The sequence below is a fragment of the Streptomyces sp. NPDC026575 genome (assembly GCF_055567415.1).
This window is the reverse complement of sequence record NZ_JBVHQM010000033.1, coordinates 31,413-57,210: the sequence shown is the minus strand read 5'-3', so window position 1 is coordinate 57,210 and position 25,798 is coordinate 31,413. Positions and strand designations below refer to the sequence as shown.

The 25,798-nt window shown below is 66.7% G+C and carries 23 protein-coding genes and 6 pseudogenes; 14 read left to right on the top strand and 15 right to left on the bottom strand.

Annotation, left to right across the window (positions count from 1 at the left end; all coding sequences use genetic code 11):
• Positions 1-10: 10 nt before the first annotated feature.
• Entirely contained in the window at positions 11-808 is a 798-nt protein-coding gene (locus tag ACZ4NB_RS33210; protein ID WP_467666748.1) for a MerR family transcriptional regulator, read from the top strand.
• Positions 809-885: 77 nt separating this feature from the next.
• Here ACZ4NB_RS33210 and ACZ4NB_RS33205 read toward each other — a convergent pair.
• The 5 genes and pseudogenes from ACZ4NB_RS33205 to ACZ4NB_RS33185 all read right to left on the bottom strand — a co-directional run bounded on the left by ACZ4NB_RS33205 (position 886) and on the right by ACZ4NB_RS33185 (position 3,175).
• A pseudogene (locus tag ACZ4NB_RS33205) lies at positions 886-1,721 on the bottom strand (IS5 family transposase).
• Positions 1,722-1,760: 39 nt separating this feature from the next.
• On the bottom strand, positions 1,761-1,955 hold the full coding sequence (locus ACZ4NB_RS33200; RefSeq protein ID WP_467666747.1) for a hypothetical protein: 195 nt from the start codon (positions 1,953-1,955) through the stop codon (positions 1,761-1,763).
• Positions 1,956-1,987: 32 nt separating this feature from the next.
• The gene (locus tag ACZ4NB_RS33195) at positions 1,988-2,173 is read right to left on the bottom strand and encodes a hypothetical protein (RefSeq protein WP_467666746.1); all 186 of its coding nucleotides are present in this window, start codon (positions 2,171-2,173) and stop codon (positions 1,988-1,990) included.
• Positions 2,174-2,247: 74 nt separating this feature from the next.
• On the bottom strand, positions 2,248-2,940 hold the full coding sequence (locus tag ACZ4NB_RS33190; protein ID WP_467666745.1) for a DUF6192 family protein: 693 nt from the start codon (positions 2,938-2,940) through the stop codon (positions 2,248-2,250).
• Positions 2,837-3,175 carry a hypothetical protein gene (locus ACZ4NB_RS33185; RefSeq protein ID WP_467666744.1) on the bottom strand — a complete coding sequence of 113 codons (339 nt, stop codon included), beginning with the start codon at positions 3,173-3,175 and terminating at the stop codon, positions 2,837-2,839. The genes ACZ4NB_RS33190 and ACZ4NB_RS33185 overlap by 104 nt, the downstream gene beginning before the upstream one ends.
• A 596-nt stretch (positions 3,176-3,771) precedes the next feature.
• On the opposite strand from ACZ4NB_RS33185, the gene ACZ4NB_RS33180 reads away from it, so the two are divergent.
• Complete coding sequence (locus ACZ4NB_RS33180; RefSeq protein WP_467666743.1) at positions 3,772-4,140, top strand: hypothetical protein; 369 nt, start codon at positions 3,772-3,774, stop codon at positions 4,138-4,140.
• Positions 4,141-4,154: 14 nt separating this feature from the next.
• Here ACZ4NB_RS33180 and ACZ4NB_RS33175 read toward each other — a convergent pair whose 3' ends face one another.
• Both ACZ4NB_RS33175 and ACZ4NB_RS33170 read right to left on the bottom strand, forming a co-directional pair.
• Positions 4,155-4,946: an alpha/beta fold hydrolase gene (locus tag ACZ4NB_RS33175; protein ID WP_467666742.1), complete on the bottom strand. Its 792-nt coding sequence runs from the start codon at positions 4,944-4,946 to the stop codon at positions 4,155-4,157.
• A gap of 188 nt (positions 4,947-5,134) precedes the next feature.
• A pseudogene (locus ACZ4NB_RS33170) lies at positions 5,135-5,900 on the bottom strand (HNH endonuclease family protein).
• Between the two features lie 557 nt (positions 5,901-6,457).
• Between ACZ4NB_RS33170 and ACZ4NB_RS33165 the strand changes: the two are divergent.
• Complete coding sequence (locus ACZ4NB_RS33165; protein ID WP_467666741.1) at positions 6,458-6,685, top strand: hypothetical protein; 228 nt, start codon at positions 6,458-6,460, stop codon at positions 6,683-6,685.
• A 526-nt stretch (positions 6,686-7,211) separates the two neighbouring features.
• Here the strand turns inward: ACZ4NB_RS33165 and ACZ4NB_RS33160 are convergent.
• From ACZ4NB_RS33160 to ACZ4NB_RS33150, 3 genes are all read right to left on the bottom strand, one after another.
• Complete coding sequence (locus ACZ4NB_RS33160) at positions 7,212-7,430, bottom strand: hypothetical protein (protein WP_467666740.1); 219 nt, start codon at positions 7,428-7,430, stop codon at positions 7,212-7,214.
• Between the two features lie 128 nt (positions 7,431-7,558).
• Positions 7,559-7,828, bottom strand: a complete 270-nt coding sequence (locus ACZ4NB_RS33155; protein WP_467666739.1) for a hypothetical protein — start codon at positions 7,826-7,828, stop codon at positions 7,559-7,561.
• Between the two features lie 25 nt (positions 7,829-7,853).
• Positions 7,854-8,483, bottom strand: a complete 630-nt coding sequence (locus ACZ4NB_RS33150) for a response regulator (protein WP_467666738.1) — start codon at positions 8,481-8,483, stop codon at positions 7,854-7,856.
• Positions 8,484-8,762: 279 nt separating this feature from the next.
• Between ACZ4NB_RS33150 and ACZ4NB_RS33145 the strand changes: the two genes are divergently transcribed.
• From ACZ4NB_RS33145 to ACZ4NB_RS33135, 3 genes are all read left to right on the top strand, one after another.
• The gene (locus ACZ4NB_RS33145) at positions 8,763-9,191 is read left to right on the top strand and encodes a hypothetical protein (protein WP_467666737.1); all 429 of its coding nucleotides are present in this window, start codon (positions 8,763-8,765) and stop codon (positions 9,189-9,191) included.
• Positions 9,192-9,286: 95 nt separating this feature from the next.
• Entirely contained in the window at positions 9,287-14,068 is a 4,782-nt protein-coding gene (locus tag ACZ4NB_RS33140; RefSeq protein WP_467666736.1) for an RHS repeat-associated core domain-containing protein, read from the top strand.
• 5 nt (positions 14,069-14,073) lie between these two features.
• On the top strand, positions 14,074-14,574 hold the full coding sequence (locus ACZ4NB_RS33135) for a hypothetical protein (protein WP_467666735.1): 501 nt from the start codon (positions 14,074-14,076) through the stop codon (positions 14,572-14,574).
• Between the two features lie 181 nt (positions 14,575-14,755).
• Here ACZ4NB_RS33135 and ACZ4NB_RS33130 read toward each other — a convergent pair whose 3' ends face one another.
• Positions 14,756-14,956: a DUF6207 family protein gene (locus ACZ4NB_RS33130; RefSeq protein ID WP_467666734.1), complete on the bottom strand. Its 201-nt coding sequence runs from the start codon at positions 14,954-14,956 to the stop codon at positions 14,756-14,758.
• A 462-nt stretch (positions 14,957-15,418) separates the two neighbouring features.
• Here ACZ4NB_RS33130 and ACZ4NB_RS33125 point away from each other — a divergent pair, with 462 nt between their 5' ends.
• On the top strand, positions 15,419-15,841 hold the full coding sequence (locus tag ACZ4NB_RS33125; protein ID WP_467666733.1) for an HNH endonuclease family protein: 423 nt from the start codon (positions 15,419-15,421) through the stop codon (positions 15,839-15,841).
• Positions 15,842-15,912: 71 nt separating this feature from the next.
• Here ACZ4NB_RS33125 and ACZ4NB_RS33120 read toward each other — a convergent pair.
• A pseudogene (locus tag ACZ4NB_RS33120) lies at positions 15,913-16,509 on the bottom strand (transcriptional regulator); the annotation flags it as partial.
• A gap of 306 nt (positions 16,510-16,815) precedes the next feature.
• Here ACZ4NB_RS33120 and ACZ4NB_RS33115 point away from each other — a divergent pair.
• The 3 genes and pseudogenes from ACZ4NB_RS33115 to ACZ4NB_RS33105 all read left to right on the top strand — a co-directional run.
• Positions 16,816-17,256 carry a glycine-rich domain-containing protein gene (locus ACZ4NB_RS33115; protein ID WP_467666732.1) on the top strand — a complete coding sequence of 147 codons (441 nt, stop codon included), beginning with the start codon at positions 16,816-16,818 and terminating at the stop codon, positions 17,254-17,256.
• A gap of 150 nt (positions 17,257-17,406) precedes the next feature.
• Positions 17,407-18,084, top strand: coding sequence for a class I SAM-dependent methyltransferase (locus tag ACZ4NB_RS33110; protein ID WP_467666731.1), 678 nt, complete (start codon positions 17,407-17,409; stop codon positions 18,082-18,084).
• 148 nt (positions 18,085-18,232) lie between these two features.
• Positions 18,233-18,498: pseudogene (locus ACZ4NB_RS33105) on the top strand (tyrosine-type recombinase/integrase); the annotation flags it as partial.
• A gap of 110 nt (positions 18,499-18,608) precedes the next feature.
• On the opposite strand, the gene ACZ4NB_RS33100 reads toward ACZ4NB_RS33105, so the two are convergent.
• Both ACZ4NB_RS33100 and ACZ4NB_RS33095 read right to left on the bottom strand, forming a co-directional pair.
• Complete coding sequence (locus ACZ4NB_RS33100) at positions 18,609-19,022, bottom strand: hypothetical protein (protein ID WP_467666730.1); 414 nt, start codon at positions 19,020-19,022, stop codon at positions 18,609-18,611.
• A gap of 5 nt (positions 19,023-19,027) precedes the next feature.
• Positions 19,028-19,933 carry a polymorphic toxin-type HINT domain-containing protein gene (locus tag ACZ4NB_RS33095; protein ID WP_467666781.1) on the bottom strand — a complete coding sequence of 302 codons (906 nt, stop codon included), beginning with the start codon at positions 19,931-19,933 and terminating at the stop codon, positions 19,028-19,030.
• Positions 19,934-20,323: 390 nt separating this feature from the next.
• Here ACZ4NB_RS33095 and ACZ4NB_RS33090 point away from each other — a divergent pair.
• The 4 genes and pseudogenes from ACZ4NB_RS33090 to ACZ4NB_RS33075 form a co-directional block, all read left to right on the top strand.
• Positions 20,324-21,790, top strand: a pseudogene (locus tag ACZ4NB_RS33090) (hypothetical protein); the annotation flags it as partial.
• On the top strand, positions 21,790-22,497 hold the full coding sequence (locus ACZ4NB_RS33085) for a helix-turn-helix domain containing protein (protein WP_467666729.1): 708 nt from the start codon (positions 21,790-21,792) through the stop codon (positions 22,495-22,497). The pseudogene ACZ4NB_RS33090 and the gene ACZ4NB_RS33085, both read left to right, overlap by 1 nt.
• Positions 22,498-23,271: 774 nt before the next feature.
• Complete coding sequence (locus tag ACZ4NB_RS33080) at positions 23,272-23,688, top strand: hypothetical protein (protein WP_467666728.1); 417 nt, start codon at positions 23,272-23,274, stop codon at positions 23,686-23,688.
• Positions 23,689-23,953: 265 nt separating this feature from the next.
• Positions 23,954-24,424: a hypothetical protein gene (locus ACZ4NB_RS33075; protein ID WP_467666727.1), complete on the top strand. Its 471-nt coding sequence runs from the start codon at positions 23,954-23,956 to the stop codon at positions 24,422-24,424.
• 78 nt (positions 24,425-24,502) lie between these two features.
• Here the strand turns inward: ACZ4NB_RS33075 and ACZ4NB_RS33070 are convergent.
• Positions 24,503-25,772, bottom strand: a pseudogene (locus ACZ4NB_RS33070) (ISKra4 family transposase); the annotation flags it as partial.
• Positions 25,773-25,798 lie beyond the last annotated feature (26 nt).

Sequence of the window (25,798 nt, the reverse complement as noted above, 5' to 3'; positions counted from 1 at the left end):
GACTGGTCCGATGCTGACCATCAGCGAGCTGGCGTCGTACGCCGGAGTGACAGTGCGTGCGGTGCGGCACTATCACGCCAAGGGGCTGCTGCCGGAGCCGGAGCGGGACCACTCTGGCTACCGGAGGTACGACGCCGGCGCCGTAGTCGAGCTGATCAAGATCCGGACTCTCGCCGAGGCCGGGGTCCCCCTGGCGCGCGTGCGGGAACTGCTCCAGGCCGACGAGGAGGAGTTCGCCGCGGCGGTCGCAGATATCGACAGGCGACTGCAGGCGGAGATCCAGGATCGGCAGCGGCACCGCGAGCGGATCGCCCGCCTCACCTCCGGAGACAATCTGGCGCTGCCCCCGGAGGTAGTCGAGTTTCTCGACCGACTGCGGGCGCTAGGAATCGACGAGCGGATCGTCAAAGTCGAACGCGACGGCTGGATCCCACTGGCCGCGCACTCACCCGAGCGAGTCCCTGAATGGATCGCACGCAAACGGGACCAGATCGCTGGCCCGCACCTCATCGACTTCTATCTCTCCCTGAGCCAGGCGCTCGACCGCACCGACGACGACCCACGGCTGATCGAGCTAGCTGACAAACTGGCCGCCTACATCACGCAGATGGCCGACGAGCGGGGCGAGGATTACGTCGACGATGCCGACATCGAGCCATTGTTCGTCACGCTGATGGACACCCTGGCGTTCGACACCGCGCCGCCGGCCCGTCGACTGATCGAGCTGCTGAAGAAGCGAGGCTGGAGCGGCTGGACCAAGCTTGAGCGCGTAGACCCACCACGGGGTGCGGTATCGAAGCCCAGGTGAACGCCTTCTTCAAGCACTACCGCGAGGCTGCTCTCGGCCCCTGGTGAAGGTCTGGGCGCTTGCTCTTGGCTGCAAGGTCAGCGGGCGGTCGGCGGCTTCTTCGTCCACTGGCTGGTGCGGGAGCCTTTGCGGGTCAGACGCCGGGTCATCATGGTGATGAGTGCCCAGTTCAGGTGGGCCTCGGAGTGCTGGGGCAGCCTCTCGTAGTCGCGTGCATTGCGACGGGCGTTCATGCACCAGCCGATCGTCCTCTCGACTTTCCAACGGCGGGGCAAGACGACAAAGCCCTTGGTGCCCTTGGGCCTGGAGACGATGCGCAAGGTGAGCCAGAGGCGTTCGCGGACCCAGTCCACGAGGTCGCCGGCGTAGCCGCGGTCGGCCCAGACCTGGGTGATCTGCGGCTGGGTGAGGCGGAGGCGCCAGAACACGTCGCGGGCGGCGTCGCGGTCCTGAATGTCAGCGGGCGTCACCGTGATCATCACTGGCAGGCCGAGCGTGTCGACCGTGATATGTCGCTTGCGTCCATTGATCTTCTTCCCGGCATCGTAGCCGCGGCTGTTCTTGCCGACGGTGGAGGCGGCCTCTCACGGGGTGGGGGCAGCGGCCCTTGCCCGTACGGATCCGGCGGCGGAGCTGGTTGCGGATGTAGGTGATGACCCCGGCCCGGGTTCCACCTCCAGAAGAACCCGTAAACCGTCTCCCATGGGGGGAAATCCGTAGGTAGAGCCCGCCATTTTGCGCCGTTGTCGACGATGTAGCGGATCGCGTCCACGATTACCCGCCGCGGCCACTTCTCCGGGTGCCCGCCGGTCTTGGTCTCGCAGGCCGGGACCGGTAGGAGGGGCTCCAGCAGAGCCCACTCGGCAACGGTCGTGTCGGAGGGGTAGCGGCGGCGACGGGAAGCAGCAGACATGGCGGGTCCAGCAGACGAGGTGATCGACGGGGTTTGGGGCTATTTGGCGAGCTGGGCGAGGGTGGCGCGGACGCCGGTGAGCTGGGCGGTGGCCAGCTGGGCCCATTCGTCGTCGGGGTAGCGGGCCAGGTGTGGGTCGAGCGTGCCCGTGATCACTCGGGTGAGCCGGCCGAGGATCTGCCGGAACTGGCGCTTGTCGTACTCGATCCAGTCCGCGGGCTCCTCGGAGAACATGTAGCCCTCCTTGCGGGTCCACGTGATCGGGGTCAGCTGTTCAGCGGCGACGACGTCCCGCACGTGTCTGATTCCCACCCCACCTGCGATTTCGTCAGCCGGGTGGCGGACATGAGCTGGTAGGTGTGCAGGCCCGCGGGTCGTGCTTCCATCAGGGCGACGCGGACCAGGTCGCCGTAGTGCTCGGCCAGCGGCCGCGCCTCTCGGCGCCGCGGCATGGCTACTCGCCTTTGAGGAGCTGGGCCAGCTGCTCGTCGAGGGTGAACCCGCCGTTGTCGATGGCGCCTTCGAGCTAGTCCGCCGCCGCGCGGACCCGGCTGATCTGCCGACGGACGGTCTCGCGTTCGTCGTCGGTGAATTCCTGGCCCCGCATCTGGGGGACCACGCGGCCGAGGGTGGCCACGAAGCCGTGGCAGGAGCCGACCAGGTCGAGGTACTCGATGGTGTGCTCGATCTTGCGGACGGCCGGGGTGCGTTCCCTGATCCGCTCGCGGGTCTCCTCGGAGTTGTCGAACTGGGCCCGGTTGACCAGCATCCGCGCGGTGTCGTCCCGCATCACCGACCGGGCCACCGTCGACCGACGCAGCAGGTCCGTGGTCACCTCCTGGGCCACGGTGTCATCCCTGGTCAGCTCGGTCACCACGCGCATGCGGTCCGCCGGGGTGACGTGCTCGGTGACCTCCGGGCGCTTGACCAGGCCGACGGCCACCTGGGCGGCGACCTCGTCGTCCCGGGTGAGGTCAGCGACGGCCTGGACCTTCTCATCGACCGTGACGGGGCGGTCCACCCGCTGCCCGACGACCCGCTTCGCGGCATCCGGCGTCCACTGCCGCTTGCCGGTGCGTGGGTTGAACGGCGCGTCCTCGATCGCCGCCCACCGCTCAGCCTCGTCCGCGACATGCGAGGATGCGGTGAACGGTGAACGACACGCCCTCCTTGCGCCTGGCCGCTGGCCATCGGGAGGCGGTCCATCGCCAGTCCTCAACCGTCGCCAGGGCGACGCCGATGTCGTCCGCGAACAGTTGCAGCGACTCCGTGACGGTGAACAGGTCGTCCGTGCCATTGGGCATCGACCCGCCCACCGGACGCATGGGCTCGATCTCCAGGGCCATGTCGCCAAGAGAGAACTGTGCCCTCGTGACCTGCGCGATCAGTTCACGGGCCTGGGTGACGAGCTGGTCGTAACGCTGCCGGGTGACATTCCCGATCTGGTCGGTCATGATGACCACCACCTCTTGCCCCGGGCCGGCCCGGCCACCCAGCATGTGACCGGTCAAGAGGCAGCCGGCCCCGGTCACTGTCCACGGTGGCGCGAGCGCGACACTCCGAGGCAAGGCGTGAACCGGGGGCGCTCGAAGTACCCACCGATCGCCACCAATTCCCCTGCAAGTCATGGGGTGTTGGTGATGTGCGTGAGGCGTTGCGCTACGGCGTTTCAGTAACACCGTTCCGTGACGCCTGCCGCTGCCGACAAGCCCGGACCCGGCAGCGGTTCGAGCAGTACACCGCCGACTTCGACCGCTCCACTCCCACCGTCCACGACCGGCCGCACACCGGGCACTCCGCCTGCTCCCCCTGCTGCATCGCGATGACCCGTTGCCGGGTCTGCTGGCGCCTTCGCCACCGCCGCGACCTGCACCGACCCGAGCAGAACTCCGCTGCCGCCGCCATCGTCGCCGGCAGCGGCTCACCACACTCCCGGCAGTACCGCCGGGGCGTCCCGCCAGCCCCCATGCACCGGATCATCCGGCCGTACGCATCTCACGACCAGAGTTGAAAAACACCTACTCAGGTCCGGGACGCTGTCCAGGCCGCGATGCGCGAACAGCGGGAGCACAGCCGCAGAGCGTCGTCAGCGCCAAGCGGGCAACACGTAACCTCCGCCGGACTGCACACCGAACTCGCTCTCGTCCGCGAGGAGATCAAGGATCTGAAAAGGGAGCACGACCGGCTCCGGGAGCGCGTCCGGCTTTCCCTAGGCGCGGAATTGGACGACGTGGACCGCGGCCGACTGTTCGAGCGAGTGCATCAGCTCGAACAGCAGAACGCCGCCTTGAACGGCGAACTGGCGGACTCCCGGAACCGTCAGGCGGATCTGGAGCGCCGCCTGCAGGTAACCGAGGACGACCTCACCGCTGCCAGGGCCAGCCTGCGCAGGGCCATGAGGGTAGTACCGAACCGCTGAAGGCGGCCCCTGCCTCAATGCCCTTCGTGCATACCGCTGCCCAGAACTTCTGCCACCAGCTCGACGACTTCGCCAGGGTGTTCCTCGGCGACGAGATGTCCAGCGCCCGGCAGGGGCCGCACATCCGCAGCGAGAAGCCGAGCAGCGGCCGAGGCGAGCCGCTGCGGCGGCAAAAAGACGTCGTGCTCACCGGTGGCCACGACGTTCGGTACACGTCGGCAGGGCCCAAACACCCGCCGGGCCAGCGGAGAAGGGGCAAGACTGGTGCGGCATGTCCTAGCGACCAGAGTCATCCACTCACTCAGTTCGGCAGACGGCGCATGTCCAGGGCCCGACATCACTCCCAGCACACGCGCGCTGCGTGCCTGCGTGGGGTTCACGAGCCAAGGCAGTGTGGCTGCCATCACACGGCCCGTGACCCTTAGCCGTGCCAGCCCCGCTGTAGAGACAAGTACCCGCCCCAGGAGCCAGGCGGAGTCACATGCCAGCGCGATTCCGCCGCCGAGTGAGTGTCCGACCACCACGGCCGGGCGTGCTACCGCCTGGTTCAGCACCTCCTCCAGCCATGCGCCGTACTGAACAAGTCGGTCCCGACGCGGGCGCTCGGCTGAGCTCAGCCCCGGCTGCCCCGGAACATCAACGACGTAAGTCGGCCAGCGCGCAGCCAATGCCGTCGCGAGCGGCAGACTGGTGGCGGCGTTGAAGTTGGTCCCGGGCACCAGCACCACCGCAGGCGCGCCGTTCGACGAGCCGGCATCGTCTCCCGGGGCAACGACGTGCGTGGGCCCCATCCCGGTCGTGACCATCGACGTTCGGTGTCGCACCGACCACCGGCTGAGCTGGTCCCCGCACCAGTCCTCGACTTCGCGACGGGCGGCGGCACTCCTGTAGACGGCGGCCCCGTACGACCTGTCCCAGCCTGTACTTCCAGCTCCTGGCACGACGCCTCATCCCCCACTCCCCGTCAGAGAAACCAGCCTATGCGCGTGCCCCCTCACTCGCACTGAGCAAGCATCATTTGCTTGTCCGCCGCCGTCACCGGCCGCCCGTACTTCTCGGCGACCTGGGCGAATCGGACCACGTACGCGCAGCGGATCTCCTTGTTCGGCGGTAGTCACGAGGCCGGACCCGAATCGCTCTTGCTGCTATTCGTCGGCCCGTCCACGGGCAGGAGGTTCAGCGGGTCGTTCGCCAACTTCTCCCGCTCGCTATCCGACCAGCGGGCGGAACGAGCTGTCAGCTGTACGAGAGCGGCACGACATGATCGATCTGAGCCTCCATGGCGTGCTCCTTGCGCCACTCGATCGTCTCGTCGGTGTACGGGTCGTGCAGCGTCATGGAGATGACCACACAGTCGGAGCCGGAACGAAAGCGCAGCTCCTGGCCATCGCGTTTCATAAGATCATTCCGCGTGTTACAATCATTCCGCGCCAGCGGCCGTCGGCCGTATCCATCCACGCGTAGCCGAACTCGTCACGGTCGTAGCCCGTCTTCGGCCCACGCCCCTTCGTCAACAGATCCTCGATGAGCTTCCGGGCCTCGGCCCTCTCCGCGTCCGAGGCGACAGGCGACAGCCCAGGCTTCGTCCCATTCGGATTCTCCAGCGGGCTGACGGCCCGCCCCGCGGACACAGCTGGTCCGGAGCTCGATGAGGTGCCACCGGCACCAATGGCATCGCACCCCATGACGAGTGGTGCGGTAGCGAGCAGCGCGAGGGCCGGACGAACCCAGCGCGTGCGCGCGGCGCACCTGTGGCTCATGTGCCTCCCAGTACGCACAGCCCACCGCCACCTGGATACGCTGCGAGAAAATCGCGATCACGGCGGGAAGCATAGAGATAATTCGGGTGTTGCAGCCGTCCTTGTCCTCGTCGATCCAGTGCTTGAACTTGGAACGGGCGTAGCCGTCGCGGGACTCGGCGGCCTGGGGGAGGGCTTCGACGGCGTAGTGCAGGCTGAGCGTCTCGGCGGCATGCGCGGGAACAGTGGTGGCCAGGGGCAGCAGGGCGAGGGCCGCGACGGCGAGCGCGCGGCCAGTCGTCTTGATCATGGTGTGTTGATATCGCCGGATCAACGGCCGCCGGGGGGAATGCGGATGACGGTCACTCGGGGGAGTGGCAAGTCATACCCGGCCCACCAAACCTCGGGACCCGGCCAGCTTGCAGCAATGCGAGAACTGCGGCGCGCAGCTGGAGTGCTGAGGCACACAGGCCTTGGTCGCTGGTGCGGTGCGCTGGGATGTGGAGTCCACGTGCGCGGCGTGCGGGCAGGCGACAGCCGCGTGCGGCCATGTTATCCCTCGCGAGCTGAGAGCTCGCTTGCTTGCTGAGCGCGGGCCGACCGCGCTCAGCCTGACGGACACGTCGGTCTGCCGTGTCGTCCTCATGCAGATCCTGCGCGCGCAGCTCGGCACCGACCTGACAGACATCACAGCCCTCACGGACCAGGTCCTGGCCGGTACGTACACAGGGACGCCACCCGAGGTGGAACACCTCGCCCGCACCTTGCGTAGGGCTGGCATCGCAGCGGTGGCCGTAGACCGCTGAGGTGTGGACCAGAGCCAAGAGCCACGTGGGGCAGCCGACGCGGACACGACGGACCATGGGCGCTGCGTTGCGCGCCCTATGAGCGCCGTCGAGTAGAGGCTGCCGCTTCCCCCCAACGGGCAGCCGGGCAACCCGTCGAACGGATAGGGATTCGACGGGTTGAGGGTAGGGGAAGCCGGCCCGGGCGGGCACGCTCGCCGGCCAAGACGGCGAGCGACCCAGTTCATCAGCCGCGCCACGCCGACGAGGCTGTGGGACGCGACCGTCGGTCCAACGAGATCGACTGCGGCCCGCCTACTTCTGTGGCGGTAGTCCGTCCCGCCTGCTCAACGCCGATGACGAAGACGTCGTCGTGGTGACGGCTGCCGTCCACTCCACGCGCTCGGCTGGCCTTCAACGACTCGACCGCAACACGGCGAACGAAGTACGGCGCAGCGGCCACCGCCTGGTCACGCCGCGATGCTGCGCCCCGGGTTGACGTACAGATCCATTCAGCTCGCGACCTGCACGTGCAAAGCGGCGCAGATCAGCGCCACTTTGCGATCCAGCCAACCAAAGCAACGATCCCGACGGATGCCGCAGCTGCCAGCTTCGCCGACAACACGCCGAACCCGGGATTCCACCACTCAAGCTTCCACGCAATCCCCCAGAGTAGCCCCATGACCAGGACCGCACAGAGGACAGCCGGCACAATACGTCCGGCCGTGCCACGGTTCTCACCGTCACCACTGCTCTGTTCATCCATGACATTGATGCTATGAGCGGGATCACGGCTGACAGTCAGTTGTCGCCATGCTGCGCAGGGCGCTGGTGGAACGCGGCTGGAGGCCGAGTTGGCGGGGTAGTGACTGACCTTCAGGCGGGAGGTGCCTGTCATTGGCCATCGGCCGAGTGCAGGCGGCGACGGCGGGAGATCACCACGTCGCGCCAGCTGTCGCGGGTAGGTTGTGCCCCGTCGAGCCACTGCGCCCGTGAGCCGGTCCCATGTGGGACGGGAAAGCCGGCCATGAAGTGGGCAATGTCGACGTAGTAGGCGTAGTCGCCGTCTACCGTGAGGTCGCACAGCCGGGAGACGGAGGCGTCCACCTCGTCGGGTACGTCGAGAATCGCGGGCCACGACCCGCGCGGATTCGCTGATCTCATCGGCTCCGTCAAACGAGGAAAGTCGTCAATCCGGAGTCATCCTGGCCCTCTCCATCAGGTCGATCACATAGTGGACAACCTTGCTCGGGTTATTCGTACTGGCGAAGATCCGGTAGTCGACGCCCCGTTGTGGGTTGAAGCCTGTCGCGAAAATTACTACTGGGGTAAGGATCCGATGGCGTTCCAAGTCTCGCAGCATATTGATTCCGGCCTGTCCATCGCCATCACGTCTAACGTCGCTGAGAATGATGTCGTATTCTCCTGTGCGTAGCCGCGCCAGCGCCTCCTCGGTTGACTGGGCCGTATCTACGGTCATGCCGACGGAGCGGAATACCTTAGCCAAATACATGTTTCCTTCGGGGTGATCGTCAACCCAGAGAATCCTGCCCCCGAGCAGGAACTCAGACGCGTGTTCCAGCCTGCGGACGACGCCCTTCATGGCCCCGCTGTCGAGGGCCGCATTGCTGCATTTTGCTGCACGGTCGAGCAGCTCCTCTGTAAGCTCAACCTCAATTCCGTACCCCTTGAATGTCTTGATCTGCGGAAAGCGTTGAATGATTGGCTTTCGTAGCACGAGAAACACGAAGCTGGCGAATGCTACCCAAAGGATTCCGGGAACTGCACTGACCAGCTCGCTCCAGAATGACTGCGACACTTAGACATGATGAGGCTTTCTCGATGTGCAGCGTAGGGACACGGCCCGAGGTCACTCAACCAGCTGATAGTCGACCGGCCACCTGGGCTTTCCCTATCGAGTTCCTTGAGGAAACTGATGGCGCATCACGTAGCAGGAGACCCGCAGGCGTCGCGGCTGGAGACAACAGGCCCGTGATACGACATCAGCTCCACCGGATCGACCTCCTAGGGCAGGAAGTCATTGACGCGGCTCCAAGAAGGCTGAGGGTGAGGGTTCAGTGTGCCGACAGGAGGCCTGGTGACTCATGAGGAGGCGCTCAAGGAGCTGAGCCGTATCACGCACGAGAGGGCGTTCGGCGGATACTTCGGGTCCGACACCCTCACTCAGATCGGTCTGGACGCACTGCTCGCCGGGGTCGATAGCGAGTCCGTGGCGATGCTGGCCGGCCTCGACCGCAACGAAGAGCTGGAGGCGCCGGACTTTTTCGAGTGCGTGCTGTACGAGCTGGGCCTGGACGTTGAGGTGCCGCGCCGCCGCCTTGGCCTGTCCGCTGGTGATGGTGTCCGCGGTCGTGTGCACTCCCGACACATCCGCGAAATCCAGGAAAGACGGAGAGCTGGGCGACTCCGCCAAGGCCGCACCACCGCCCGCCCTCGTGCGTGTGGCGGCGGAACGACGCACGGGCCAGAGCGGCCGGGCGACGGACGAGGGCTCACGGCACCGTGAAGAGAGGAACGGCCGACTTGATTCCGCCTTGAGGAACCGTCTGCCCAGGTGAGAGCGTGTGATCACCTGATTATCGGTTACGGGGGCTGTTTCGTATGGGTGTTGTGCTGCCTGGGTGGGCAGACGAGGTTCTCGACCTCATCGGGGTCTCTTGGCCCAACGTGGATGAGGACGATTACCGCGAGATGGCGACGGCCATGCGGGAGTTCGCCGACGACATCGACGAGGGTGCGAACGAGGCGCATCAGGCTGTCCAGGGCCTGGTGGGCTCGGCGGGCGGTTCGCTGGCCGTGGAGGCGCTCAATGCCCACTGGGGCAAGATCAACGGCACGCATTTGAAGAATCTGGGCGAGTGCGGCCGTATGGCGGCCACCGCGCTGGACGGCGTCGCGGTTCTCATCGAGGGTGCCAAGATTGGTGCTCTGGTCCAACTGGGAATTCTCGCTGCCGAGGTGATCGCCGCTCAGGCGGCAGCACCCTTCACCCTCGGGCTGTCCGAGGTCGGCGCGCTGGCTGCTACCCAGGCCACTCGCGTGATCGTGAAGCGGCTGTTCAAGGAGGTCTGTCAGCAGGTCGCCGAACAGGTCATCAGCATCGCGCTGACGCCTGTCGAGGAAGCGCTGGGGGCGATGGTCGGTGACCTCGTAGTCCAACTTGGCGCCAATGCACTGGGCGTCCAGGACGGCGTGGACCTGAACCGGACGGCCAACGCAGGCAAGGAAGGCTTCAACCAGGGCGTGCAGAACGCCAAGGACGCTGCGAAATCGGCTGCCGGGAACCCGATGGAACTCCTCAGCGCCGGCGGCAGTAGCAGTGGCGGGGGAGGGGGCGGAGGAGCCGGCGCCGCAGGCGGGTTCAGCTTCGACCCGGACGAGCATGATCGTGCAGTAACCGGACTGCAGAGCGCCGGCGGCACGTTCCGTAACAAGGCCGGCGGGAAGATCGGCCGGGCCAGGAGCCACCACGGCCGCACCCGCGGCAAGGACGCCATTGCGGATGCGGCGAACGCGATGCTCGACAAGGTCATTGACGGCATCGAGGACGGCATGAAGAAGACCGCCAAGCACCTCGACGACAACATGACACGCGGCGTCAAACAGATGGCCAAGAACCATCGCGACAACGATCGCGCGCTCTCCGATCACTTCGCCGGTCTCGGCAAGGGCGGCAAGTCCGACCCGAAGGCCCCCCACACCTCCCTCAACTCCGCGGGCAAGGGCCCCGACCGGCAGGGCAAGGGGAATCCGTCCCTCGCAGGTCCGAGCAAGAGCGGCCAGCCCTCGAACGGCAACATCGGCTGCCACACCGCCGGCGACCCGGTCGATGTGGTCTCCGGCCAGATGATCACCAACGCCCGAGACCTGGAACTCCCCGGCCTGTTGACCCTGGTCCTACGCCGCGCATATGCGTCCGGCTACACAGCAGGCCGCCTGCACGGTCCGGGCTGGTCCTCCACCATTGACCAGCGCATCGAGATCGACACCAAGGGCATCCACTACGCCGGCGACGATGCACAGATCCTGCACTACCCCCTGCCCACCCACGCCGGCGAACAAGTCCACCCCGAGGCAGGTGCACGCTGGCCGCTCACCTGGGACCGGCACACCGACACCATCCGCATCGAGGATCCCGATCGCGGCTGGACCCGCCACTTCGCCGTCTCGGGAACAGTGGCCGGCCTGGAGCACACCACCCGCGCGATCACCGAGATCACCGACCGCAACGGCCACAGCATCACCTTCGTCCGCGACGAGATGGGGGTGCCGACGGAGGTGCGTCACAGCGGCGGCTACCGGATCGCCGTCGACACCATCCCCACCTCGGCCGGCTTGCGCATCGAGGGCCTGCGGCTCCTCAACAGCACAGGAACCGGACCTGGCATCACAATCGTCGGTTACGAGTACTACCCGGACGGCCGCCTGGCCGGGATCGTCAACTCCTCCGGCCTGCCTTACGAGTACGAATACGACGACGCGGACCGTATCACCGCTTGGACCGACCGCAACGGCCAGACCTACACCTACGTCTACGACGAAGGCGGCCGGGTCATCCGCGGCATAGGGGAGAACGGGGAACTCTCCGCCCAGTTCCACTACGACCCCGCCCGCCGAATAACCACCGTCACCGACAGCCTCGGCCATCCCACCGAATACCACTACGACGACCAGCACCGCGTCACCACTACCGTCGACCCGCTCGGCAACACCACCTACACCGCATACGACGCCCTGGGCCGCATCGTCTCCCGTACCGACGAGATCAACCGCACCACCGGCTTCGACCTCAACCAGCACGGTGATCCGGTCCGCATCACCGACCCCGCCGGCGGCACCGTCGAACTCGACTACACCGAACTGCGCCAGGTCTCAGCCATCCGGCAGGACGGCGAGCAGATCGCCGCGTTCACCTACGACCGCAACGGCAACCTGCTCACCACCACCGACGCCACCGGCGCCCGCACGCACCGCCAGTACGACCCCCAGGGCCGCCTGACAACGGTCACCGACGCTCTCGGCCAGAGCCGGCACCTCCAAACCAACACCGCAGGTCTGATCACCGCCGTCACCGATGCCCTGGGCAACACCGCCCGCCTCACCTACGACGCCTTCGGCCGCACCATCGCCTTCACCGACCCGCTCGGAGCCACCACCCGCCTCACACGGCGCCCCGAAGGCGAGATCACCGAACGCCACCACCCCGACGGCACCACCGAGACCTGGACCTACGACCCCGAAGGCAACGTCACCGAGCAGCGCGACCAAGCCGGAGCGCTCACCCGCTTCACCATCGGCCCCTTCGGCCGGCTGACGGGGCGCACCCTTCCCGACGGCGAGGAACAGCACTTCACCTACGACACCGAGCAACGGCTCCTCTCGGTCAGCACCAGCGGCGCCACCTGGAACTACCGCTACGACGAAGCCGGACACCTCGTCGGCGAATCGGACTTCAACGGCAACAGCCTCACCTACCGCCTCGACGGCGCCGACCAGCTCCTGGAAACCACCGACACAGCCGGCCGCACCACCACCTTCGCCTACGACGTCCTAGGCCAGCTCGTTGAGCGCCGCAACCCCGACGGCTCGGCAACCACCCTCAGCTACGACACACGCGGCCTGCTCAAGCAGATCGCAAGCCACGGCATCGCCCTGCACTACGAATACGACCGGCTCGGCCGCGTCCTGACCGAGACTGTCAACGGACGCTCCACCACCTACACCTACGACCAGCTCGGCCGCCGCACCAGCCGCACCACCCCGACCGGCATCACCTCGAACTGGTCCTACGACGCCAACAACCAGCCCACCCACCTCGCCGGCACCCTCGGCTCCCTGGCCTTCGCCTACGACCCCGCCGGACAGGAAACCACCCGCTTCCTCGGCAACGGCGCAGCCCTCACCCAGACCTGGGACGCCTGCCACCGCCTGAGCGCCCAGTCCCTCTGGGCCTTCGAGCACACCACGCAATCCGCTGACCAGGCATACACCAGCATCCAAGAACGCACCTACGCCTACCGCACCGACGGCCTGCCCAGCACCGTCACCGACCGCCGCCGCGGCCGCCGCCGATTCGAGCTGACACCCGCAGGCCGCATCACCCGCGTCACGGCCGACAATTGGACCGAGACCTACGCCTACGACGCCCTCGGCAACATCACACAGGCCCACGACACCCGCGAACCCGACGCCACGACCGCCGGCGAACGCGCCTACACCGGATCGCTGCTGCGCACCGCGGGACGCACCTCCTACGACTACGACGACCAGGGGCGCCTGGTACGCATGTTGGTGCGCACCCTTTCCGGGAAACGCCGGGAGTGGCGCTACTGGTGGGGCCCAGAGGACCGGCTGGTCAGGGTCGACACCCCCAGCCGCGGCTCATGGGTCTACGACTACGACCCGCTGGGCCGTCGCATAGCCAAGCGCCGTCTCGCACAGCGCGACGGCCAGACCATCGCCGTCGCGACCGTCGCCTTCACCTGGGAAGGCGCAAAGCTGATCGAACAGTTCAGCACAGACGATGAAGGAAACCGCCGCACGGTCACCTGGGACTGGGAACCCGGTTCGTGGCGGCCCCTTTCGCAAACCGAACGCACATGGGCCACGGACGCGGACAACGCCCACAGCGACGTTGACGAGCGCTTCTTCGCCATCGTCACCGACCTCGCCGACACCCCCAGCGAACTGGTCACCACAGACGGGCGCGTCGTATGGACCGCCGAGGAAGACCTTTGGGGAGCGGGGCGCGGTGCCCAGCGGGTCTGCCCCCTGGGAAGGCCCGGGCAGTACCACGATGACGAGACGGGCCTCGAGTACAACCTCTACCGCTACTACGACCCGGCCACCGGCCGCTACCTGAGCACCGACCCTCTCGGCGTGCAGGCCGGCCCCAACCCGCACGCATACGTTCCCAACCCCCTGTACTGGATCGACCCCCTCGGTCTGGCAAAGCAGCCCTCGGGTATGGGGGGCTGGTACGGCAAGCTCCAGCCCGCCAACTGGACCGACGGAAGCGACAACACCCGCTACGAGATCAACCATCTCCCGGCCAAGGACTGCTACCTCAACCTCGGGCTCCCCACCGACCTCAAGGAGTCCACCGGGCCCGCCATCCGCATGGAGTACGACGACCACCGCGACTTCATCAGCACCGGATCCGGCAAGATCAACGACAAGTGGCGAAGGGACCAAGAGGCCCTGATCAGGCAGGGCAAGTTCGACGAGGCAATGAAGAAGGACATCGACGAGATCCGAAGGAAGCACGGCACCAAGTACGACGCAGCCATCAAAGAGATGGTCGACTCCCTGCCGCACAACCGTAAGTTCCAAAAGTACCTGGCAGACAACGGCTGGAAGATCAGGACCTGCCTCCTACAATGACGACCATGGAAATCGAACTGGACCCGCCGAACGGCATCACAGGCTTTCCCCTGGGCATGCCTGCCGAAGCCGTCAAAGCGGCAGCCGCGGAACTGGGCGAGATCAAAGTCCGGGACGAGGACGCCCCGGACTTCTTCCACCCCATGCGGATCCTCACTCTGCACCCTCAGTTCGAGATCAACTTCGTCATGGAAGACGCCACAACCCTCGAGTACGCCGAACTGTGGATCCCCCGCCCCGGCCCCGAGGAGATCACGGTCCGCTTCCGTGGCATCGACGTCTTCCGCACCCCGGCCCTCCAGCTGATCCGGCAGATCGAAGACATGGGCTTCACCTTCCTGCACGACGAGCCCAGCTACTGGGTCGTGCCCCGCCTCTCGCTCGGCTTCACCCGCACAGCCGGACACGAGGTACCGCTCGACATAGACGGCGAACCGCTCTACTTCCAGGCCGTCCTCACCGGACCGACCGACTACTACGACTACAAACTCGACAGAACCAGCTGAGCCCACACCTGCGAAACCCCGAGGCCACGGCCACCATCGATCACTCCTGCGCCGGTAGATCTGCACTCGGACAGTGGGAAGCCACACCGCGAGCCGGAACATGCCGGTGCCGGCTTCGTATGACGGCCCGGTAGGCGCAGCGAGTAGTTTCAGCCGCTGGTGGGGTCGAGACAGCCCGCAGTCAGGGGGGCCGGCGCAGGTCAGCGTAGGCGCGGACGGTGACGCCGGGCCGGCCCAGGGAGCGCCAGGGCGCGGAGGGCCCGCTGGAGAGCCAGATTCCGCCGAGCGAGGTCGCAGCCTCCGTGGCGGTTGCTACGTCGGCCGCGGTGATGTCGATGACGATCCGGCCCGGCTTGTTCAGGTGCTCTTCGAAGATCCTCATGGCATGGCAGACGCCGCTCACCGTCCCGGGAGTTCGTCGCGGGAATGAACGTCACCCGGACGGGGGGCGGCCGCCCCCCGCCGACCGCCAGAGCGCGGGGGCGCGCGACGGAACGGCCTCGAGCTTCGTTCCTCAGTTGACGAGCCCAGGCGCGATGGGTAGACCCATGGGGCTGACGTCACTTCGTTTGACCTGGGAGCTCTATGTATTCCGCGCGCCGCTTGGCCGCCCTGGCTTGTCCGCTGCTGCTCTTGTCCGCGGCCGCGTGAACACCCGGCAGCTCTCACCAGGACTCGAAGCCGACGTCGGCGCCGAGTGCATCGTCCTCCAACGGGGACAAGAACGGCGTGCTCCGGCTGGAGGAGGCAATAGGCCGGCCTACGAACGGGACAAGTCCACCTGCGGATCGATGCGGATCACGATGGCTGCGATACCCGCAAGGAAGTCCTCCTGTCCGAGGCAGTGGCCAAGCCCCGCCAGGGCAAGAACTGCAAGCTCACCGGCGGCAAGTGGCGCTCCTACTACGATGACAAGACCGTCACCGACGCCCGTAAGCTCGACATCGACCACGTCGTACCCCTGTCCGAAGCGTGGGACTCCGGCGCTTCGAAATGGACACCCGAGCGACGAAAGCGATACGCCAACGACCTGGACGCCGACCGCAGCCTCGTCGCCGTCAGCCTCGGGGAAAACCGCACCAAGGGCGATAAGGACCCAGCCGAGTGGATGCCGCCCGCCAAGGGCGCCGCATGTACCTACGCCACCGACTGGGTCGCCTCAAGGCTCCGGTGGAAGCTGACCGCCGACCGAGCCGAGGCCAAAGCCCTGCGCACGGTCGCCGACGGCTGCAAGAACGCGAGGGTCGTCTTCCGGCCGGCGCCGTAGGTCTGGGAACAGCGCAGCTTCCTGGAGCCGACAAGGTCTCGGGCATCGTGCCGTGAGCTCGGAAGAGGCTTTCAGCCTGGTGAGACCCGCTGCATCCCCGAGACTGCCACCAGCTCGCGCACGCCCACTGTGCGGGGGTGCTTGGACTGCAGCTCGGCGACGATGGTGCGGATCGCCGGCCGGTCGCGTACCTCGCTCGGCGAGGCCCGCGCGGCTGACAGGAGTTCGGCGGCCGCCTGCTCGGCCTTACCCCACTGCCACCACGCCCGCCCGAGGTCGGTGTGCATCCGGCCCTTGCGCTCGGCGGTCTTAAACTGTCCGGCGTGCAGACGACGGCCGGCTTTCAGCGCAGCCCCGGCGTCTCCCAGGGCCCAGTGCACGCTGACGGCATACAGGTCGACAGCGGCCGGAGTGACGGGAAACAACCGCCCCTCGGGCGCCTGGTGCGGCAGGAAACGGGCAGCCCTCCGCGCTTCTGCGATCATGGCAAGAGCCTGGTCCCGGTCGTCGGTGCGCGCCGCGGTGTAGGCGGTGGTGCACAGCATCTGGGCGTACGCCGAGGCTTGCGCATCTGTCACCAGACCGGTGCCCTCCACCGCAGTGACGGCGTCGGCGATGTGCCGTTGCGCGGCAGCCGCCTGATCCTGGTGACGGAGCACGATGCTCAACAGGTCACCTTGCCGCCACCCACGGGTCCGACGGCCGAAGCGGATCAGCCCGCCAGGATTCCGATCGTCCACGAGGGAACGGATCATGCCGGAACTCCAGGACACCTCGGTGCTCATCTGCCCCCCGCGTGAGAGTCCACCACGCCGACCACCCACGGTAGGTACACCTGCGCGCCCTTGATAGGGCGCGTGCAGGATCTGCAAACGACGTGCACGACACGGCAAGCGATCACCCGGAGAGATCCCAGCGCGGTTTCCTCCAAGAGCCGAGCCTCACAAGAGGGGCTCAAGACCACGGAGGGCAGCATGGCAACAGCCGTCGAGACCAAGGTCCGCAACCCGCGCGTGTTCGTAACGCCCGAAGTCTGGGACCGCGAGATCCAGCTCCTGATGCGCGACTACCCGTTCGACGAGGTAATGGCGACCCGCCTGTTCGGAGCAGCCATCTCGTACCTGATCACAGCCATCGAGAAGTGGGGCCAAGGCCTGGAGATGTGCTGCGGCCGGACCGTCGACATCGCCGTCCACGTCTTCATCCTCGACACCAAGAACTACCGCGAGTTCTGCCACCGCCACTTCGACGGCGGCTTCCTGGAGCACATTCCCGAGATCGACTTCAAATACGACGGCTCCGTGGAGCACACCGCACAGATCATCGCCGACAACGGCTTCGACGTCGACTGGAAGCTGTGGGAGGCCGACTACGCCAAGTGCGGCCCCTGCAGGCCGGGCTCGAACTGCCACTGAACCGTCATCGACGATCGGGCCCGGGGACGCCATGAGCGTCTCCGGGCCTCGCCTGTGCAGACACGGAGCTCGACGTAGCAAACGCCCGCACGCGATGGACGCTCCCGCTACGGTGGCCAACCCCGCCAGCCACCGCACCCGAGGAGCACCGTGCCCCGCACCCCCCACACCCCGGCCGAGTACTGGGACACCTACAAACCCCACCGCGACGAAGGAGAACAACCGCCCCCGGTGGTCGACCGGTTCGAGTGGACGCAACCCGGGCACGGCCCAGGAGCCGAGATCCTGGGTCACCCGGGCCGTGCACTGGACCTCGGGCCGGCCGAGGGCAAGGAAGCGGTCTTCCTCACCCGTCAGGGATGGGAAGTGACCGGCGTGGACCTCTCCGCAGTACAGGTCACGCGCGCCGCCCGATGGTGGAGCAACGAACCGGGACTGCGGTTCGTCCACGCCGACGTGTGCGACTTCCTGACCACCAACGACGAACCCTTCGACGCGGTCTACTCGATATGGGGCGCGGTCTGGTTCACCGATCCCGAGCACTTGCCCCCACTCGTCGCCAAAAGCCTGACACCCGGCGGCACGTTCGCCTTCAGCCAAGCCGAGCCGATGCCCGGCGCATACGGTCCGCAGCCCATGCGTGGCAAGTGGCTCGAAGGCGGCGCACGCGAACTGACCGTCCTACGCTGGCAGTACAGCCCACAGATCTGGACCGACCTTCTCAAGCGCCACGGCTTCATCAGCATCGACGCCCGTGTACTGTCAGCCCCCGAAACAGGGAAGCTCGGCACACTCATGGTGCAGGCCCGTACCCCGTGCATTACCTAGGGTGTGGACATTGCCTACGCAGGTCAGGGATCTTGCTACTTCAGGCACGCTCGCACGCGGCCGCCAGCTCACCAACCCCGGTCTTGACGCGCAGCGCGGGCTTCGATGCGATTACTGATCTCGTCGATGCGTGAATTGGCCCGATTCTTCGTACCGCCGCCTCCTCCGCCGCGCAGGACTCCGGACGATCCGCTTCCACGACCTCCGCCACCCTGCTCCTGGAACAGGGCGTCGAACTCGTCGTGATCAAGGCACTCCTCGGCCACGCCCACATCGGCGTCACCGACAGCGTCTACGCCCACGTCCGACTCCGCCTCCAGCGACACCCTCAGCACTGCACTCGGGAGCCCGATCACCGAGACGGGCAACAGCGACGGCGATGAATCGCCACCCTGCACCGCCTTCGTCCGCTGATGTTGCCGTCGACTACTGCCGTCACCCCGTGCAGAAGCCCCGCCAGGACGTACCTGGCAGGGCTTCAGATTTGCACTTCTGAATTCATCAGGAGTCTCGTCGGACGCCTGTTACTGAGCTTGCAAGCGGCGAACGTCCATCTGATCACCCCATCCGCGCTCCAGGCACGCGCGGATCAACTCGATCCGAACCGCCGTCAATGATCGAGCCATGTCGTGAGCGCTGACCGTCACCTTCTTGTCTGCGTCGTGGGCGTTAGCCGAAACACTCACGGCACCATCACCCCGACCGACCAGATCGATCCAGAATGGACCGTCGAAGAACCTGACTCTCCTGTGTCTTCCCTCAGCCTGGCGGACAAAAGAGACCGCGTCGCTCAGTTCCACGAGGAATGCGACTGGCATGTCGTTCCAGTTCGATTCCGGAAAGGGGCACCCGGAGATACCGATCCAGACGTTACCCCAGATAGAGCCCGATCTAGCGAGATCGAGAGATTCCACGTCACAGAACAGTTCGAACTCCATCAATCTCACCTCCAAACCGGGTAGGCGGTCTCAATCATGTGCGTTTGTTTGTTCACCCACATCTCGACGTCGAGCCCATTTGCCGAGCCTCGCAGGAAGACTCGATCCCCCTGAGAGCGCCCTGCGGCCGAAGATGACCTATATGCCTGGCGAATCGTGGACTCAATCTCCCTTGGAGACATGTAGTCCGGGAACTTCGTCTTGATTCCGCTCTGCTTGTACGTCTTGCCTGCATCGGTGTGTCGGTCGAGGACATGATCCATATCGATGTCCACTTTCCGCCACCCTGGAAGGTTGACCGGCTTCGTGCATGTGCTGTTGTGAACGAGCACTGGCGTCTGACCTGCCAGCACATAGTACGTGTGCGTGCCTGCGATGGTCAGGTCGTGTGTCTGCTGCTGCTTGCGGAAGTGGCGGACCGCGGTGATCTTGACCGTTGCGCCCTGAGGGGTGCGGAGTTTGGTGCCCGGGCGAAGGTCGCTGGCGTTGATCCACTTCTTCTTGTCGACGGACCAGAAGGGGTGGGTGTCGGTGGCGATGATGCTGGAGTCGCCGGGTGGGGTTTTGACGGTGAGGTCGGTGAAGTGCTTGTCGTCCTTGGTGACGATGGTGGCGACGACGGGGCGGGTGGTGGTCTTGCCGGTTTCCGGGTCGGTGGCTATGACTTTGTCACCGGTTTTTACGTACTCGATGCGCTTTCGCTTGCCGTCGGCGAGTGCGACTTCGGTGTCCGGAGTGAAGCTGTGGAAGCAGTTGCTGGCCTTGCCGGCGAGACGTCCAACGATCCGACCGGGGATATCTCCTTCTGTTGCGGCGGCTAGCGCTGCGGTGGCGAAGAGTTTGCTGAAGCTGTAGACCTCGTCGGGGCAGCCGCCTTCGATCCGGTAGCAGGCTTCGCTGAGGGCGTGCATGATGCGCACGCCGGCCATCGGGCCGTCTTCGAAGCGCGGGTTGCCCCACGGCTTGAAGAGGCTGGTGACTTCCTTGAACTGCCGCTCTAGTTCAGGGGCTTTGTCCCAGCTGAGTGGGGCCTCAACTCCCGGGTAGATCTCGTAGCGAGTCGGGCCGTTGTAGGGGGTGTGGCAGTAGGGCTGGATGCAGGCGCCGGGGCCGGGGATGTAGTCCCGTGAGCCGGAGAGGCGCATGCCGCCGTGGCTGTTGTGGACGACGCCGGTGCCGCGTCCCGAGCCGTCGGGGTCGGCGAACAGCATCCCGGAAGGGTCGGAGTCGGTGACCGGGTCGACGGAGATGAATCGGCCGGTGTCCACGTCGTATTCGCGGGCGCCGAGGTGGGTCAGGCCGGTGTCGAGCGGATCTACATCACCGCAGGCGACCCCTGGCACCACGATGCCAGCCGCTACCCGTTCCTGCGTGACGCCGTCGCCGCCTGGCTCAACGCCCCCACCCCGGGGTGGCGCACCGACACCGGCCGCGGCAAGGACCGCATGGCCGGCCACTTCGTCCACGCACGGAACCCCGTCGCCCGCTTCCAGCGTGAGGGCGACCAGCAGCACGTCGAGATCCGCTCGGTGGGGGAGTGGTTCGACCCCGAAGGAGCCGACGCCACCACCATCCGCGACGCCTTCGTCCTGCTATGGAAGGCGCTACGCGCCCACTGGCCCGACGCCGTCATCATGGGATCCCCCTCCCAGACCGGCCGCGACCTGTGGACCCGCACCATCCCCGCCCGCGGCCAGTTCGCCGAGGGCTACCCCGTCCTGTCCGAAGAACTGCGCGGCCTCCTCCACGCCACCGCAGGCCAGGGCCGCACCGAACTCATCACCCCACCCGACGTCCCCGAACAACTCCCCGCCCTCGTCGAATACGACCGCACCTTCGCCTACGCCAAACACACCTGGAAATCCCCCGTCGGCACCCCCCACCGCATTACCGCCTCCACCTTCGCCTCCTGGAGCGAGAAAGAGCAGACCAAAGCCCTCTTCGGCTGCGGTCACTGGCAGATCCGCGTGACCGTCCCCGACGGCTGGAACCACGTCGGCATCCTCCCCGCCCCCGCACCTGGCGAACGCGCCTGGCACTACCCCCGCACACCCGGCACCACCTTCAGCACCTGGGCCGGCGGCCCCGAGATCTACACCGCCCTGTCCAACCCCCTCGCCCCCTGGAAGATCGAAATCCTCGACGGCCTCCTCTGGGAAGACGGCAAACCCCTCGACGACTGGTCCAAAAAACTCAAAGAAGCCTGGGCCTCCCTCTCCGCCCAAGCCGACCTCCACGGCGACCCCACCCACCGCCAAGCCGCCCACCTCGCCTCCCGCGCCGTACGCTCCCTGCTCCTGTACGGCATCGGCTCCTTCGCCCAACGCCCCCGCACCGTCACAGGCACCACCCCCCGCACCGCCGAACACGACATCCCCGCCGACGCCGAAATCATCGGCTTCGACGACGAACACGTCACCTGGCAACGCCCCACCGGCTTCGCCCGAGACCCCAACGCCCACCCCGAATGGGCCGCCACCATCTGGTCCGGCGCCCGCGCCGCACTGCTATCCATGCGCATGCGCGAAGACAACACCCACGTCGGCGCCCTCCACGCACCCCCCGGCTCCGTCGTCGCCTTCCGCACCGACGCCGTCTACCTCACCGCACCCCAGAACTGGCCCTACCACGGTCAGCCCGGCGAATACCTCTACAAAGGCCACCTGAGCGGCCCCCTGACCGCACCCACCACCGAAGATGAACTCCTCGCCCTGCGCGACGCCGGACGCCACGCCCTCCACCGCACCCCCACCCACGGTGACGCCTGATGCCACCCCAACACCGCAAAACTTCAGCCGAGTTGAACGAAGCAGCCCAGCTCTCCGAACAACTCCGCGCCACCGGCTACACCAAACGCGACATCGCCCACATCATCAACCGAGACCCCTCCCTCGTCTCCCAGTTCTACACACGCCACAAAGGCGCAGCCTTCGTCCCCGCACTCCGCCACGTCCTCACCGCCATCCACGCCGGCATCACCGACACAACCGAACTCGCCGCCCTCGCAGCCCCCCACATCACCCGCCGCACCACCGCCGCCGGCACCCGCGCCCGCGTCCGCACCAAAGCCGTCCTCATCACCCCCACCGGCACCGGCACCGGCCGCGCCGGAGCCCAAGCCATCGCCTCCGGCGCAGCCCGCCTACGTCCCCTCATCGCCGAAGCAGCCCGCCAAAGACTGCGCCTCGCCTTCACGGTGCGTATGCCCAAGAGCGGGTTCACCCTGGCCTCCGGCAGCCGCGCGGACTCACCCGGCATCCGCCGCGACGTCATCCAACGTGCCGACCACACCGAAGAACGCTCCTACGGATCCGCCACTACCGGAGGCTTCGACGCCGTCGAATTTGCGCAGCGTGTAGATGCAGCAGGCGGAGACGTCACCGCTGCCGTCACACAATGGCTCCTGGAGACCGGCCGCATCCACCCCAGCGCCCACATCACCCACCTCGAGATCCGCACCTGGAGACCCCGCTGACACCCCGCAAGCGCGTCGGCACGTCGGCCGGCTGTCCCTGTTGACCGGTTCGGCTGCCCGCCATGCGTTTTGGCTACGGTGCCAACCACGGCCGCGGAGAAGGGACCTGCGGCTGAAACAGGGGAGGCCCATGCTCAGCGACACGGACATCCTGCAAGCGGTACGACAGCACGTCACCGAGCGCGGGGAAGCACCAAAGATGGGCCTGCCGGCCTCCGGAGAGATCACCTGGCGCTCGCTCCTCGAGGGAACGGTCGTGCGCTGCATAGAGACCCGCACCGAAGACAGGCAGCTTCACCGAGGTCGAATCGATCTATCGGACCGTCCGCAGTACGACAGGCTGGAACGTTACTCCCTCGTCCCACCAAAGGACCCTGCCGTCGCGACGACACTGCACCTGGTGCAACGAGGCTCGGTCAAAGAGGACCCCTGCCCGTGCGGCAACGGGAAAGTGACCTGCTCACGCTGCCACGGGCGAGGGGACCTACCCTGTGCGGCAACGACCACCTGCAGCGACTGCCGCGGCACCGACGCCTGCTTACGCTGCGACGGCTCAGGCCACCGCACCCACAAGGCCCTCGAAGAAACACGGCAGGCAGCGGACGAGCGCGTCACCTGCAAAAAGTGCGGGGCGTTTGATGCCGCATGTTCCACATGCCGAGGCCGCGGACACGTCCCCTGCTCGACCTGCCGAGGCAGGGGGTACGAGAGTGTCCCGAATGCGATGGCGAGGGAACCGAGCCCCACAAGCGATGCGCTGGCACCGGCCACACTGTGGCGTGGACCGAAGGCATCATCAGTCGGCAACCACGAACCGGCAAGATCAAGTGGCCTGAGTCGGGACTGTCATACGTGGCGCGTCAGCACGCACGCGAGTACGGCAACTGGCGCAAGACCTTCCTCACCCACAAGGACTCAGTCCCTGACAGCCTCGAGGCCGAGTTCAAGGCTCTGCTCAAGCCTCGCCTCAAGCCGCGCAACGGTGAGATCGCGCGAGAGGCCGACCTGCGGTACCTGCCGCTGGCCCGAGTGGTCGTGCCCGAGCACCGGCACCGCGTCTACTACGTCTATCCCGGCAAATCCAAGCTGCAGGTCTTCATCCTGCCCTCGTCGCAGCGGATGTGGCAGATTACCGGAGCACTTTTGGGGGTCTTGGCGGTGCTCTACCTCCTGTCGCGATTGTTGTCATAGAGCTGCGCTCCCGGAGCGACACACGGCACACCCGGCCCGCACCTGCGGGACACCACACTCCGTTCTGGCCGGCTCGGGTGCGCAGTGCCAGCTTGAGCACATTCGAACGCGGCCTTCTTTACGCCATTTGAGGTTGGGTGCGGCTCCCCTGAAGTGAGCTGACGCTCGGGTTCACGCCCGAGGGCGGATGCGTGCTGGCGGCTTTCGACCACAGGAGACTGAATTCAGTCTGGACGTAATTCAGTCCGATCGATAGTGTGTGCCCATGGACATTGAGGTGGAGCTTGAGAACTATCTCGGCGAGAAGCGCGCGTTGATCGACGCCATCACACGCGAGTTCCGCAACGGCACGCCCGCCAAGGCCATCGCGTTGAGCGTTGCGCGGGCCTTCAGCCGTGACCAGGTGACGCAGTACCTGAGTGCGGTCGCGCTGCACGATTCCGCCCGCAAGGCGCTACAGGAGGCAGACCTCGCCCATGCCTTCGATGTGCGGGTGACGGGGATCGACGCCCCCCGGGAGGCCCGTGTCCAGATCGCCGCTGATCCCGCGGAGACTCCGAACTACGCGGATCTGGCGTCCCGTATCAGGACCGCGTTCCGCGACTTCCATCTCACCTTGGACGTCACGAAGGACTTCCCGCGAGGAGAGGACGACAGGATCACCGATGCCTTCCTGGACGAGGTGCTGCTCGATGGTGAGCCCGTACGCCTCGTCAAGGCGACGCCCCGCACCTGATCACCCCCAACTGCCGGAAGCCGGCAGGCCATAGAAGGCGCCGTGCCTCACGCCAGCGCCTTCGGCCGGGGCCTGTGATCACGCGGAAAGTGCGTATTCCCCCTCGTCGTGGGCCGGGTAGAGACGCTGGTGCTCGGCGGCGACGTGATAGCGCCAGTACGCCGGGAAGTCGTCGTTGCTGATGACAGCACGCAGGATGAGGAGGGCCTCGGCACCTGGGACGCTCCATCTGCTGCCGGTGATGTCGAGTCGGTCGGCGATGAGGTGGCGTGCTGCACTTTCGATGACGCCGCTGGCGATCGGCCAGCCGGCGGCGAGTGCCTGGTCGTAGTGGACGAAGTCAGCGTTGTTGTTGAGGTATTGACTTGCTTTGTCGGCGGCTGTCCGTTGATCACCTGTCAGCTTGCGACGGTCGGCTTCGGTGCGGATCTCGTCGGCGGCCTGCTGTGCGCATCCGCGTAGGATGCGGGCGGTCTTGACGGCGATCCAGTCCTCGGCGTCCGGGTCGGCGGGCGTGTGGAAGCAGCGGGACGCGGTCCAGAGCTTCTCGATCACGTGGACCAGGTCGAGGACGATGTGGATGGTCACGCCACGGCGCTTGGCCTCGGCCTGGATCAGGTCGAGTTGGTGGCGGGCGCCGTCGACGAGGACCACCCAGCACCTCATGTGCTGCGGGTCGCGGGCCTGGGCCTGGTCGAAGGCGGCGGCGATGACGTGCTCGGGGTCATACTCGACCGAGCCGGTCAGCCACTTGGCCTGGGCCTTCGGCCCAGGGCGCGGGGTTCGGACGGTGCTGCGGCCGCCGGGCGGGGCGATGATGTCGTGCGGGCGGCGCACGGCCGGGTCGCCGTCGTAGACCGCGGCCAGGGTCGCCATCCGCTTGCGCCCGGTCTTCTCACCGGTGGCCAGGCGGGTGCGGAAGGTTCGCTGCGCGCGCTCGGCCGCCTTGCGGGTGGCCTCGCGCAGATGACCCGGGCGCATGACGACGCCCTTGCCGTCCACGGACAGCACCAGCAGCATCTCCGCGCTCTGCGGCGCGGGGATCCGGGCGGCGTAGAACGCGGCCACGTCCACCGCGGCTGCCCGCACGAGGTGTTCGACCTGGCGTTTGCCCACGACCTTCCCGCAGGGTGATCGCCTCCATCGCGGCGTCGTACGAGCCGCGCACCGCCTCGAGGACCGCCAGCCTGCGCACCCCCAGGCTGTGCCGCTCGTGCGGCAGGCCGAGCGCCTGGTCGGCCGGATAGCAGTTGTGCCGGCCCGGTGACCTGAGCGCGCACCGGGTCACCCTCACCGTCCCGATGACGGTGGCCAGTTCACGGTGGTGCGCGCGCTCCAGCCGAGTGCGTCCGCCGGCCAGGGCCGCACGCGAGC